The organism is Pseudomonas sp. QC2, assembly GCF_002859085.1.
Classification (GTDB): Bacteria; Pseudomonadota; Gammaproteobacteria; order Pseudomonadales; family Pseudomonadaceae; genus Aquipseudomonas; species Aquipseudomonas petroselini.
Window position 1 is genome coordinate 1 of record NZ_PKKS01000018.1, and the last position, 12,280, is coordinate 12,280.

The following is a 12,280-nucleotide window of genomic DNA, read 5'->3' on the forward strand; positions in this document are numbered from 1 at the left end:
CTATGTCTCGCGCTACAACATCAGCAGGCCTCACAGCTATAACGACTACAGGTCGCCGGTCGTGAAGGAAAGGTTGGCGGCGTGAACCGTAATCGGTGTCCAAGATTACTTGACCAGTTCAAGCCCCCTCCCACAGGGGAATGCGGTCAACGGTGGGAGGGGGGCTTTCCCCCGATGCCTATATCCGCGTTAACGATTGGGTTGCGGGGTGAGTCGCAGGTACGGCTTCACTGCGCGATACCCCTTCGGAAAGCGCTTCTTGATCTCTTCCTCATCCTTGAGCGACGGCACGATCACCACTTCATCACCGTCCTGCCAGTTGGCAGGCGTGGCGACCTTGTGGTTGTCGGTGAGTTGCAACGAGTCAATCACCCGCAGGATTTCGTGGAAGTTGCGCCCGGTGCTGGCCGGGTAGGTGATGGTCAGGCGGATCTTCTTGTTCGGGTCGATCACGAACAAGGAACGCACGGTGAGCGTGTCACTGGCGTTGGGGTGGATCAGGTCATACAGGTCGGACACTTTGCGATCGGCGTCGGCCAGGATCGGGAAGTTGACGACAGTGTTCTGGGTTTCGTTGATGTCTTCGATCCACTTGTGGTGCGAGTCCACCGGGTCCACCGACAGGGCGATGGCCTTGACGCCACGCTGGGCGAATTCATCCTTGAGTTTGGCGGTGAAACCCAGCTCGGTGGTGCACACCGGCGTGAAGTCCGCTGGGTGGGAAAACAACACACCCCAGCTATCGCCCAGCCATTCGTGGAAACGAATCTTGCCGGCGCTGGAATCCTGTTCGAAGTCGGGGGCGATATCGCCCAGTCTTAGGCTCATGGTGTGGCTCCTGGTGAGTGCTTATGGAGCCCACTGTGCATGGATTGTGGATTATTTAAAAAGAATAAATATCGATTTATCTAGACGATAAAGGAATATTAAAAATCTGTTCATTGGACGGGCGTACGCGCGAGGAGCAACATCCATTTCAAGGTTTGAGAAGGCCTTGAGACGCTGTACACAGAGGGATTCAGGAAGGGCTTGCGGGGGTTGAGCCCGACTTGAAAAGTAAGACACCTTGCCCGGCGTTGCGCCGGGCAAGGTTTTACAAGCTTACAACAGCTTCATGCTACTAGAACAGTGGCAGCGAGTAGCTGACGATCAGGCGGTTTTCGTCCTGGGAACGGGTGTTCGCCAGGTCGGTGCGCCACATTGCGTTTTTCCAGGCAACACCGAGGTTTTTCAGTGGGCCTTCTGGGATTACGTAAGCAACGGTGATGTCGCGTTCCCACTCGGATTGACCGGTGGTTTCAGCACGACCCGCATTGTTGGCGATTGTGTCAATGTCGCTACCCTTGAGGTAGACAACACCGGCCGTCAGGCCAGGTACGCCAACCTTGGCGAAATCGTAAGCGTAACGTGCTTGCCAGGTGCGCTCGCCAGCGCGGGCGAACTTCTGGATCTGCATGTCGGTAGTGATGTAAGCCGACGAACCGTCACCCTGGTTCAACCAAGGGAAATCGCTGCTGCCATTGCTGACTTGATAACCACCACCGAAGGTGTGCCCCGCAACGGTGTACAGGAACAGGCCGCTGTACAGGTTGTTGTCGACCTTGCCTTTACCTGCGTTGAAGTTGTTGTAGTTACCGCTGGTGAAGTAGGCAGCAGTGTCGCCGTTCTTCCCATCGTCAGAGCTGTTGAAATAACGCAGGTCAGACTTCAATACGCCCGGACCGATTGCCCAGTTATGGGTCAGACCCAGGAAGTGCTGCTTGTAGAAGTCTTCCAGATTGCCGTAGTAGTACTGGGCAGTCAGGTCTTTGGTGAGCTTGTAATCGCCACCGGCGTAGTAGAACTTGTTGGTGAACTTGCCTGCGTTGTAGTTGGAGCTACCGTTGGCGCCAGCAATCGACAAGTTTTCGTTGTTGCTGGAGTTACGGCCCTTGGCCTTCTCCACCTGGCCGGCAACCAGGGTCAAATCCTTGATGTCGTTGGTGGTGATCTGGCCACCTTGGAAGGTTTGAGGCAGCAGACGACCATCGTTAGTCACGATAACTGGCAGTTTAGGCTGCAGAGTGCCCAGCTTCAGTTCGGTTTGGGAGATCTTGACCTTACCGGTCACGCCCAGGCTGGCGTAATCATTAACAGCCTTGTTGCCGTCGCTTGGGAACACGGTGCCGCCGGAAGCGGTGCCGGTGAAGTTACCGTGATCAGACTTGCTCGAATCCAGACGCACACCGTACAGGCCGATCGCATCAACACCGAACTGAACGGTACCTTGGGTGTAACCCGAGATAAAACGCAGGTCGAAGCCTTGGCCCCACTCAGCGTTTTTGCTGCGGGTGTTGGACGTCGCGTTCGGGTGCCCATCACGGTTGTCCGTGTTGATGTAAAAGTTACGCAGCCCCAGTGTTGCCTTACTGTCTTCGATAAAACCGGCAGCGCCTGCTTGCTGGGCGATTGCGCCCAAAGCTACAGCCAAAGCCAAGGTGGACTTCTTCATGTACCGCTCCTCTCATTTCTAATTTTTGTATTTCTTAGGTCTCGGGTCTAACGCCCTCGATCCACAGATGCGCGATTAGCACCGCATAGTGACTGACAAGTCAATCGTAACCTTGTGTGTCTACTACCTTCGTCTAACCGCAGTTGATTTGGTCCCTGCAGGGTAATGAGTTTTTCATACACCCAAAAAGAATTGTTTCATTCTTTTTCATACGATTTGGGAATAAGCCATTTCGTGATGCGGACAGGTCAGGGTAGACCAACCGCTCCCTTAGCTAATGCCTAAAAGGTATTTGTTAACGCCTTTTTAGATCGAATAGCGTGGCCATACGGTTGCATACGTCACCTACGATCAAAAACGCGACGCCATCATGGCCAAACGCATATCCTCCCGTCAATTTGTTACAGTTTTTGTGTCACTAATTCTTTCTTTTGATGTCAAAGCCGCCCATTTGCGATCGCCTACCTCAGCAGCTTCACGAAATCTACCCCTCGTTGCATCGTTAGTATCGGCCCAGATCAATGCTTCTGAAGCATGAGCGGTGCATAACGGCAGCCACAATGTCGCAGCCCAGGACCTGATCGGAAGAACCATCGCCACACCGATTCTCTCAACCTCTCATAAAAGCCAGCTCGGCACGCTGAAGCCTTGGGGCCTGCATGCTCGGAAAGTGAATGTGTTGAACCTGAACGCGACAGAAATTGCCGCTGAGTGGAAACGTAGCGAAATCGACGCGGTGTTCGGGTGACAGCGCAATAAATCTCGAAACTGACAGCCTAAAAACTACGGACATTTCCGAACTGCTGGCCAGCGTCCGATTGCCGGACGCCCAGACACCTCAGATCCAATGTGGGAGCGAGCAAGGCCGTTCCCACATTTTTAACCTGTGTCGTTCCCGAAATCGGGTTTAGAGGGCCTTCTCGAAAATCTTCGAGTTACGCTGATAGTTGTACAGCGACGCCCGCGCCGACGGCAGACGGTCCACACTGCTCGGCACAAAGCCGCGCTCACGGAACCAGTGGGCGGTACGCGTGGTAAGCACGAACAAGGTCTTCAACCCCTGCGCCCGCGCACGGGTCTGGATACGCTCCAGCAACACATCACCCCGTGCGCCGTGGCGGTATTCCGGGTTCACCGCCAGGCAGGCCAGCTCACCCGCATCCGAATCGGCGATCTGATACAACGCCGCACAGGCGATGATCATGCCTTCGCGCTCCACCACGCTGAACTGCTCGATCTCACGCTCAAGCACTTCGCGCGAACGGCGCACCAGGATGCCCTGCTCTTCCAGCGGGCTGATCAGGTCGAGCAAGCCGCCGACATCTTCAATCGCCGCTTCACGCACCAGTTCGAACTGCTCCTGGGCCACCAGCGTACCGCCGCCGTCCCGTGTGAACAGTTCGGTGAGCAAGGCCCCGTCTTCGGCGTAGCTGACGATATGGCTGCGTCCTACGCCGCCCCGACAGGCCTCGGCGGCCGCATCCAGCAACTCGGCCTGGTAGTTGCTGCTGCCCAGGCGTTGCAGGTGGGCCGGCACTTGTTGCGGGCGCAACTCGCGCACCAGGCGACCGTTTTCATCGATCAAGCCCAGGTCGGCACCAAACAGCAGCAGCTTGTCGGCGCCCAGGTCGATGGCAGCGCGGGTAGCGACGTCTTCGCAGGCCAAGTTGAAGATCTCACCGGTCGGTGAATACCCCAGCGGCGACAGCAGCACGATGGAGCGTTCGTCCAGCAGGCGGTTGATGCCCTTGCGGTCGACACGACGCACTTCGCCGGTGTGGTGGTAGTCCACGCCTTCCAGTACGCCGATAGGACGTGCGGTTACGAAATTGCCGCTGGTCACGCGCAGGCGCGAGCCCTGCATCGGCGACGAGGCCATGTCCATCGACAGGCGTGCTTCGATGGCGATACGCAAGTGGCCGACGGCGTCGATCACACACTCCAGTGTCGCGGCATCGGTGATGCGCATGCCTTCGTGGTAAGTCGGAGTCAGGCCACGCGCTTCAAGGCGCACCTCAATCTGTGGGCGCGAACCGTGCACCAGCACCAGTCGCACGCCGAGGCTGTGGAGCAGCACCAGGTCGTGGACGATATTGCCGAAGTTAGGATGTTCCACACCATCGCCGGGCAGCATGACCACAAAGGTGCAGTCCCGGTGAGCGTTGATGTAGGGCGAAGCGTGACGAAGCCAATTGACGTATTCGGGCATGGAACCTGGGCCTGTAATAAAAAGCAGCCGAAAAAGGATGAGTCGTGAAAACGCACAGCGGGCTGATGGTTATCGTCGGAACAGGCTTGGCGACACGCTCACTCTCCTTCTATGTACGAATAGGCAGGGGTTAATTTATGCAGGTTTCAGGCAGTAATGTTCGATCAGTTCCCGCAATAGACGCACTGTAGGCGTCAAGCGTGACATTTCGAGGTACTCGCCCGGCTGGTGGGCGCAGGCGATGTCGCCGGGGCCGAGCACCAGGGTTTCACAACCAAGGCGCTGAAGATAAGGCGCTTCGGTGCCGAACGCTACTGCTTCGGCACGATGACCGGTCAATCGTTCCGCGACCCGCACCAGCTCGGCGTCTTCGACTTGCTCAAACGGCGGCACTTCGGGGAACAGCGGCGCATAGTCGATCTTGACCTGATGGCGCTCGGCCAAGGGTTCAAGCTTCTGCCGGATGGCCGCGCGCAGCACTTCGGGATCCATGCCCGGCAAAGGTCGCAGGTCGAATTCCAGGGAGCATTGACCGCAGATGCGGTTGGGGTTGTCACCGCCGTGGATGCAGCCGAAGTTCATGGTCGGCTGGGGCACACTGAATTGCGGGTTGCGGTACTCCCGCTGCCAGGCCAGGCGCAAACCACGCAGTTCGCCAATGGCGTCGTGCATGGCTTCCAGGGCACTGTGACCCAGGCGCGGGTCCGACGAGTGGCCGCTTTGCCCAAGAATGTCGATGCGCTCCATCATCACGCCTTTGTGCAGGCGGATCGGCTTGAGGCCGGTGGGCTCGCCGATCACGGCCGCACGGCCCAGGGGGCGACCCGCCTCGGCCAGTGCGCGCGCACCGGACATCGAGCTTTCTTCATCGCAGGTCGCGAGGATCAGCAGCGGCTGCTTGAACGGTTGGTCCAGCAGCGGCAATACCGCTTCGATGGCCAGCGCGAAAAAGCCCTTCATGTCGCAACTGCCCAATCCTACCCAGCGGCCGTCGACTTCCGTCAGTTTGAGCGGATCAGTCTTCCACAACGCGGCGTCATAAGGGACGGTGTCGCTATGCCCCGCCAGCACCAGGCCGCCGGGGCCGCTGCCAAAACTGGCGAGCAGGTTGAACTTGCCGGGGCTGACGTGTTGGATGTCGATGGCGAAGCCCAGGTCTCCCAGCCAGCTGGCAAGCAAATCGATCACCGGGCGGTTGGTCTGGTCGAGAGACGCTTGGGTGCAACTGACCGAAGGCGCGGCAACCAGTGCGGCGAACTGCTCTTTCATGGACGGTAACGGCATGCGCGGTCTCTCAACTTCCCGGATGAACCTCACTATAGAGGCATCTGCACAACACAATAAACCGTTGCGGCACGTTGCCGGGCTCAGTCCTGTACACTGCACGACCTTGGCAGCCACACTTTTCCCCGGCTGCGCTCCCGATCCTGGATTTTCCGGCCATGCAGAAAGAAACCGAAATCAAGCTCCGCGTCAGCCGCGAAACACTCGCCGCGCTGCGTGAGCACCCGCTACTGAAAAAACGCAACAAAAGTGGCTGGGAACGCCGTGAGTTGATGAACCAATACTTCGACACCCCCGAGCGCGACCTGGCCCAGGCCAAAGTCGCCCTGCGCCTGCGCAAGGACGGTGACGACATCATCCAGACCCTCAAGACCCGTGGCCAGAGCGTCGCCGGCCTGTCGGAACGTAACGAATACAACTGGGAACTGCCCAAAGCCAAGCTCGACGTGAAGAAGCTCGACGGCGAATGCTGGCCAGAGCAGTTGGCCGAGCTGGACAAAAAGACCCTCAAGCCGATCTTCACCACCGACTTCGTGCGTGAACGCGCCGAAATCGCCTGGGGCCGTGGCAAGGCCAAGGTGGTCATCGAAGCCGCCCTGGACCTGGGCCATGTGGTGGTCGGCAAGCAGAAAGAAGAAATCTGTGAGCTGGAACTGGAACTGCGCGAAGGCGAACCGGCTGCCCTGCTGGAACTCGCCGCCGAACTGGCCGCCACCCTTGCCTTGATGCCATGCGACATCAGCAAAGCCGAGCGTGGCTATCGCCTGTACGACGCCAGCAGCTACTCCTTGAGCCTGCCGGCGCCGCAACTGCAGGCCGAAATGCCGCTGGACGACGCCTTCGCCGCGATCATGTGGCACTTGCTTGGCAGCAGCCAGCGCCTGGCCGAGCAATACCGTTTTAATGGCCACTGGCGCCTGCTGCAGGACTGGGTCGACAACCTCGGCGAACTGCGCGCCCTGATCGGTAGCCTCGGTCAGGCGGCACCGCGCCAATCCACCAGCGAACTGCGCAGCGCACTCGATGCCCTGCTGGAAGACTGGCGCCCGCTGGTGCAAGCCGGTGATGACGACGAAGACATTCGCAAAGCCGCACCGGAACAGTTCATCGAAGAATTGGACGACGTGCGTTGGGGCCTGTTCTCACTGAACGCTTCGCGCTGGCTGCTGGCCCGCACCTGGACCGCCGACCGCAACGTACGCGGCAACCGCCAAGGCGCTGCGCAAATCACCAACTGGCTGCCACGCCTGCTGGCCGACGATGCCGTCGCCCTGCAACTGCCGCGCTACCAGCAACAGCCGGAAGACCTGGCTGAGCAGCTGCCGCGCATCGAACGCATCCAGGCCTGGCTGCACCATGCGCGCCAGGTGGTGGATATTCCGGAACTGGACCGCCTGTACGGCGAGCTGAACAAGTTGGTGCAATTGGCCAACCAGCCGATCACCGACGAGTCGCTGGATGCGCGGATGCATCAGGCGATTGCGGTGTACCAGAACCGTGCGTGGAAGATGTTGCTGCGTCTGTAAGATCGCCATCGGCGAGCAAGCCCGTCCCACATTTGAAATGCATTCCAAATGTGGGAGGGAGCTTGCTCCCGATGAGGCCGGTCCGGTCAGCGCAAGACCGGCAGGCTGGTAGTGGATTTGATCTCCGACAACGCCACAATCGAATTAACTTCCTGAATCCCCGGCACCATCGACAGCTTTTCAAAGAAAAACCGCTCATAGGCCTCGATGTCCGAGGTGACGATACGCAGCAGAAAATCCACCGCCCCCATCAGCACATAACACTCCAGCACTTCCGGAAACCCGCGAATCGCGTCGGTGAACTCGGTGAAGTTGGAGCGACCGTGGGCGTTGAGTTTCACCTCGGCGAAAATCTGCGTGTTGAGGCCGATCTTCTTGCGGTCCAGCAAGGTCACTTGACCGCGAATCACGCCCTCTTCCTTGAGCCGTTGGATCCGTCGCCAGCACGGCGATTGAGACAGGCCGACCTGTTCGGCGATCTGCGCGCTGGAGAGCGAGGCGTCTTCTTGCAACAGGGCCAGGATACGGCGGTCGTAGGCGTCCAACTGGCTGTGCATATAAATACCTTTTATTGTGCTTATCTTGAATTATACGATTCGATTAATCGCACAAAAGGCTCATCTTAGATAAGAAATCTCCGTTAGCGAATGTAAAAATTTCTCCAGTCGAATCTGGAGAGCCAGCATGCACGCCATCGAAACCACCCACCCTGTAACCCGCGTCGATGCGTGGGCCGTCAACAGTGCCCACTGCCAGGCGCACTACCGCATCGTCGCCGAGGCGGAACCGGATGTGTTGTGCCGGGTGCTCAACTATTTCGCCCTGCAATGCCTCACGCCGCGACAGGTCACGGTGAACAGGGAAGATGACCTGCTTAACATCAACATCCTGATGGATGGCTTGAGCTGGCACCGCGCCCAGGTGATCGGTGAAAAGATTCGAAACCTGATCAGCGTGTGCTCGCTCGACGTGTGGTCGGCTGATTCGGCGGGGCCTCAGGCGGTGATGGCCGTCGCGCAGTAAAAACCTGCAATACACGCTGGGAGGTGGATATTCAGAGGCTGACTAGCCTGGGGTTTACACCCATTGCCCCAGGAAAACCTTCATGCTTGTTGATCAACGATTGGAACTGCATCAGCTGTTGCCGGCTTTGGTCGACGGGCGCCTGATCACACCCGAAGTGGCGCAGCGCTTGTCGGCGCTGCCGGCCAGCAACAGCCAGCATCCCCTGGAGAGCATCGCAGCCCAAGGCCCCAACCTGGAAACCCTGACCGAATGGCTTGCCCAGCATGCCGGGCAACCCTATCTGCGTATCGACCCATTGAAGATCGACGTGGCAGCCGTGGTGCCGCTGATGTCTCACGCGTTCGCCCAACGTCATGCCATTCTCGCGGTGGCGGTGGACGCGCAGACCGTCACTGTCGCCAGCGCCCAACCCCACATCACCAGCTGGGAAGCCGGGCTGGCGCAGGTGCTCAAGCGTTCGATCAAACGCGTGGTGGCCAACCCGCAGGACATCGCGCGCTGCATCGGCGAGTTTTACCGGCTGGCCAAATCCGTCAGCGGTGCCGACCAAAAGGTCGCGGCGCCTGGCCATGTCGAATTGCTCAACCTCGGCGCCAGCGAGCAAGAGCCGGATGCCAATGACGCGCATATCGTCAACATCGTCGACTGGTTGTTGCAGTACGCCTTCGCACAGCGTGCCAGTGATATCCACATCGAGCCGTGCCGCGAACAGGGCCGGGTACGCTTTCGTATCGACGGGCTGCTGCATGACGTCTATCAGTTTCCGCCCCAGGTCACGATGGCGGTGGTCAGCCGCCTGAAAAGCCTGGGCCGTATGAACGTAGCGGAAAAACGCCGGCCCCAGGACGGCCGAGTCAAGACCAAAAGCCCGACAGGCGCGGAAGTGGAGCTGCGCCTTTCCACCTTGCCCACGGCGTTTGGCGAGAAGCTGGTGATGCGGATCTTCGACCCGCAGGTGCTGCTCAAAGGCTTTGACCAATTGGGCTTGTCTGCTGATGACCAACAGCGCTGGCACGCCATGACCAGCCAGACCAATGGCATCATCCTGGTCACCGGCCCTACCGGTTCGGGCAAGACCAGCACCCTCTACACGACGCTCAGGCAACTGGCGACCCGGGAGGTCAACCTGTGCACCGTGGAAGACCCGGTCGAGATGGTCGAGCCGGCGTTCAACCAGATGCAGGTGCAGCACAACATCGACCTGACCTTCGCCAGCGGCATCCGCGCCCTGCTGCGCCAGGACCCGGACATCATCATGATCGGCGAGATTCGCGACCAGGAAACTGCTGAAATGGCGATCCAAGCCGCGTTGACCGGACACTTGGTGCTGTCGACCCTGCATACCAACGATGCACCCAGTGCCATCAGCCGCTTGCAGGAACTGGGAGTTGCTCATTATTTGATCAAAGCAACGCTACTGGGCGTGATGGCGCAGCGCTTGGTGCGGGTTTTGTGCCCCCACTGCAAGCGTGCACGGGGTGACGTGCATGAGGCCGTGGGGTGCGTTGAATGTCGAAACAGCGGTTATCGGGGACGCGCCGGCGTATACGAAATCATGGTGTTGAACGAAGCACTGAAGACGCTGATCACGCCCGGCGCCGACGTGCAGGCGCTGCGTCAGGCGGCGGTGGCACAAGGTATGTGCAGCCTGCGCATGGCTGGCGTGCAAAAGGTCCAGGCAGGGCTGACCACCCTGGCGGAGGTATTGCGGGTGACCCCTGGGGATTCGGTAACAAATCCTTTGTTTGTTACGCGGTGAAACCGTTCTTATCGGTGACAACACCGTTACAATCGGCCGAACGTCGTTTCACTGACACCATCAGATAGGGAATCGCTATGCAGATCGGAACCGTACTGCTTCTTTTCGTGGGCTTGGCCATCGCCATCCTGTTCATGGGCTTCAAGGTCGTCCCCCAGGGTTACCAATGGACGGTCGAGCGTTTCGGGCGCTACACCAACACCCTCAAGCCTGGCCTGAACATCATTATCCCGGTCATGGACCGCATCGGCCGCAAGATCAACGTGATGGAAAGCGTGCTGGACATCCCGCCCCAGGAAGTCATCACCGCCGACAACGCCACCGTGCAGATCGACGCCGTGTGCTTCTTCCAGGTGGTCAACACGGCCCAGGCCGCCTACGAGGTCAACAACCTCGAACATGCCATCCGCAACCTGCTGCAAACCAACATCCGTACCGTGCTCGGCTCCATGGAGCTGGATGCCATGCTCAGCCAGCGTGACGGCATCAACGAAAAACTGCTGAAAACCGTGGACGAAGCCACGGCACCTTGGGGCATCAAGATCACCCGTATCGAGATCAAGGACATCAGCCCGCCGGCCGACCTGATGGCCGCCATGTCGGGCCAGATGAAAGCCGAGCGGATCAAGCGTGCGCAAATCCTCGAAGCCGAAGGCCTGCGCGCCTCGGCGATCCTGACTGCCGAAGGCAAGAAGCAGGCGCAGATCCTTGAGGCTGAAGGTAGCCGCCAAGCGGCGTTCCTTGAGTCCGAGGCCCGCGAACGTCAGGCCGAAGCGGAAGCCCGTGCCACCCAGGTCGTGTCCGAGGCGATCGCATCGGGCAACGTGCAGGCAGTCAATTACTTCGTCGCGCAGAAATACATCGATGCCCTGGGCAAGCTGGCTTCGGCCAACAACAGCAAGGTCATCCTGATGCCGCTGGAAGCCAGCCAAGTCATCGGCGCGGTCGGCGGTATCGGCGAGATCGTCAAGGCGACGTTCGACAACAAGAAAGGCTGAGGCCATCGCCATGTGGGATTTCCTGCAGCATCTGTCGTTCTGGGATTGGCTGGCACTGGGTACCGTGCTGTTGATTCTTGAAGTATTTGGCGCCGGTGGTTACCTGTTGTGGATGGGTATCGCAGCGGCTGCCGTGGGCGTGATCAAGTTCCTGGTGCCGCCTCTTGGGCTGGAATGGCAGCTCCTGCTGTTTGCCGTGTTGTCGATTTTGACGGCGGTGTATTGGTGGAAGCGCCAACGCAGCAGCGCCAAGGCCAGTGACCAGCCAGGCTTGAACGAGCGTGGCTCGGAGCTGATCGGCCGCACCTTCGTGGTGCATCAGGCGATTGTAGATGGCCGGGGCAAGGTAAAGGTCGGCGATGGCGTGTGGATGGTGACCGGCCCGGACAGCCCCGTAGGCGCTCAAGTACGGGTGGTTGGCCAGGAAGGCGTGGTGTTAAAGGTTGAAACTGTTTAGTCAGTGATGGAACTCGATTGGCCTAACTACAATCATAAACTACAGATAACCCACCCGGAGTCACCCATCATGCGTCTCAAATATGCTGTCGCAACCCTCGCTGTGCTTTCCCTCCCTGTCGGTTCAGCCATGGCCGACAGTTTCTGGCGCAATGTCATCTCGTCGGGCGCCACTACAGGCTCGACGTACCTGACCTTCAAAGACCACAAGCTGGTGGTTGCCGCACAAGATGACGCAGGCAGCTTTGTTGCCAGCGACGGCGGCATCCGTGGCCCGTACCTGGAAGCCGCGATGCAGAAAGTCCGCGCCGATAACCCTGGCCTGCAGGCCACGGACATGGAGCTGGCCAACGCCATCCTCGCGAAAAACGCCGTCACCGAATAACTCGGGCTCGATAAAAAATGCCGCTTTTGACAGCGGCATTTTTTTGTCTTCAATTCCTACGGTCATCGCCGCTGATTACTACATAAGCATCCCTGCTTTCCCAAGTGAACACGGAGAAGTCCTGTCGAGCCTCACCCTGCCGGGCA

At 59.0% G+C, this 12,280-nt stretch carries 11 protein-coding genes and 1 pseudogene; 7 read left to right on the forward strand and 5 right to left on the reverse strand.

The window, feature by feature from the left end; all coding sequences use genetic code 11:
• Window positions 1-189: 189 nt before the first annotated feature.
• Together QCBJ_RS15930 and QCBJ_RS15935 are read right to left on the reverse strand one after the other, a co-directional pair.
• Window positions 190-828, reverse strand: a complete 639-nt coding sequence (locus QCBJ_RS15930) for a peroxiredoxin (RefSeq protein WP_015886425.1) — start codon at window positions 826-828, stop codon at window positions 190-192.
• Window positions 829-1,120: 292 nt separating this feature from the next.
• Window positions 1,121-2,491, reverse strand: coding sequence for an OprD family porin (locus QCBJ_RS15935; RefSeq protein ID WP_102061179.1), 1,371 nt, complete (start codon window positions 2,489-2,491; stop codon window positions 1,121-1,123).
• A 370-nt stretch (window positions 2,492-2,861) separates the two neighbouring features.
• Between QCBJ_RS15935 and tauA the strand changes: the two are divergent.
• A pseudogene (gene tauA / locus QCBJ_RS30420) lies at window positions 2,862-3,233 on the forward strand (taurine ABC transporter substrate-binding protein); the annotation flags it as partial.
• Between the two features lie 165 nt (window positions 3,234-3,398).
• Here the strand turns inward: tauA and argA are convergent.
• Window positions 3,399-4,700: an amino-acid N-acetyltransferase gene (gene argA, locus QCBJ_RS15945; protein WP_015886427.1), complete on the reverse strand. Its 1,302-nt coding sequence runs from the start codon at window positions 4,698-4,700 to the stop codon at window positions 3,399-3,401.
• A gap of 135 nt (window positions 4,701-4,835) precedes the next feature.
• Window positions 4,836-5,984, reverse strand: coding sequence for an acetylornithine deacetylase (argE, locus tag QCBJ_RS15950; RefSeq protein WP_046034906.1), 1,149 nt, complete (start codon window positions 5,982-5,984; stop codon window positions 4,836-4,838).
• Between the two features lie 158 nt (window positions 5,985-6,142).
• Between argE and QCBJ_RS15955 the strand changes: the two genes are divergently transcribed.
• A complete protein-coding gene (locus tag QCBJ_RS15955) occupies window positions 6,143-7,510 on the forward strand; it encodes an inorganic triphosphatase (protein WP_015886429.1) in 1,368 nt (455 codons plus the stop codon).
• 86 nt (window positions 7,511-7,596) lie between these two features.
• Here the strand turns inward: QCBJ_RS15955 and QCBJ_RS15960 are convergent, their stop codons facing one another.
• The gene (locus QCBJ_RS15960; RefSeq protein WP_015886430.1) at window positions 7,597-8,067 is read right to left on the reverse strand and encodes an Lrp/AsnC family transcriptional regulator; all 471 of its coding nucleotides are present in this window, start codon (window positions 8,065-8,067) and stop codon (window positions 7,597-7,599) included.
• Window positions 8,068-8,194: 127 nt separating this feature from the next.
• On the opposite strand from QCBJ_RS15960, the gene QCBJ_RS15965 reads away from it, so the two are divergent.
• From QCBJ_RS15965 to QCBJ_RS15985, 5 genes are all read left to right on the forward strand, one after another.
• Window positions 8,195-8,533: a hypothetical protein gene (locus QCBJ_RS15965; RefSeq protein WP_015886431.1), complete on the forward strand. Its 339-nt coding sequence runs from the start codon at window positions 8,195-8,197 to the stop codon at window positions 8,531-8,533.
• Window positions 8,534-8,615: 82 nt separating this feature from the next.
• Window positions 8,616-10,295 (forward strand): GspE/PulE family protein, encoded by a 1,680-nt coding sequence (locus QCBJ_RS15970; protein ID WP_046034904.1) that lies wholly within the window; start codon window positions 8,616-8,618, stop codon window positions 10,293-10,295.
• Between the two features lie 77 nt (window positions 10,296-10,372).
• Complete coding sequence (locus QCBJ_RS15975; RefSeq protein WP_010207363.1) at window positions 10,373-11,293, forward strand: SPFH domain-containing protein; 921 nt, start codon at window positions 10,373-10,375, stop codon at window positions 11,291-11,293.
• A gap of 10 nt (window positions 11,294-11,303) precedes the next feature.
• A complete protein-coding gene (locus tag QCBJ_RS15980; protein ID WP_015886433.1) occupies window positions 11,304-11,750 on the forward strand; it encodes an NfeD family protein in 447 nt (148 codons plus the stop codon).
• A 69-nt stretch (window positions 11,751-11,819) separates the two neighbouring features.
• Window positions 11,820-12,134: a DUF2388 domain-containing protein gene (locus tag QCBJ_RS15985; RefSeq protein WP_003176799.1), complete on the forward strand. Its 315-nt coding sequence runs from the start codon at window positions 11,820-11,822 to the stop codon at window positions 12,132-12,134.
• Window positions 12,135-12,280 lie beyond the last annotated feature (146 nt).

What these genes read in the sequence shown, in the direction of transcription:
- QCBJ_RS15930 (WP_015886425.1), bottom strand. Translation starts at nt 828, where the DNA reads ATGAGCCTAAGACTGGGCGATATCGCCCCCGACTTCGAACAGGATTCC.
- QCBJ_RS15935 (WP_102061179.1), bottom strand. Translation starts at nt 2,491, where the DNA reads ATGAAGAAGTCCACCTTGGCTTTGGCTGTAGCTTTGGGCGCAATCGCC.
- argA (WP_015886427.1), bottom strand. Translation starts at nt 4,700, where the DNA reads ATGCCCGAATACGTCAATTGGCTTCGTCACGCTTCGCCCTACATCAAC.
- argE (WP_046034906.1), bottom strand. Translation starts at nt 5,984, where the DNA reads ATGCCGTTACCGTCCATGAAAGAGCAGTTCGCCGCACTGGTTGCCGCG.
- QCBJ_RS15955 (WP_015886429.1), top strand. Translation starts at nt 6,143, where the DNA reads ATGCAGAAAGAAACCGAAATCAAGCTCCGCGTCAGCCGCGAAACACTC.
- QCBJ_RS15960 (WP_015886430.1), bottom strand. Translation starts at nt 8,067, where the DNA reads ATGCACAGCCAGTTGGACGCCTACGACCGCCGTATCCTGGCCCTGTTG.
- QCBJ_RS15965 (WP_015886431.1), top strand. Translation starts at nt 8,195, where the DNA reads ATGCACGCCATCGAAACCACCCACCCTGTAACCCGCGTCGATGCGTGG.
- QCBJ_RS15970 (WP_046034904.1), top strand. Translation starts at nt 8,616, where the DNA reads ATGCTTGTTGATCAACGATTGGAACTGCATCAGCTGTTGCCGGCTTTG.
- QCBJ_RS15975 (WP_010207363.1), top strand. Translation starts at nt 10,373, where the DNA reads ATGCAGATCGGAACCGTACTGCTTCTTTTCGTGGGCTTGGCCATCGCC.
- QCBJ_RS15980 (WP_015886433.1), top strand. Translation starts at nt 11,304, where the DNA reads ATGTGGGATTTCCTGCAGCATCTGTCGTTCTGGGATTGGCTGGCACTG.
- QCBJ_RS15985 (WP_003176799.1), top strand. Translation starts at nt 11,820, where the DNA reads ATGCGTCTCAAATATGCTGTCGCAACCCTCGCTGTGCTTTCCCTCCCT.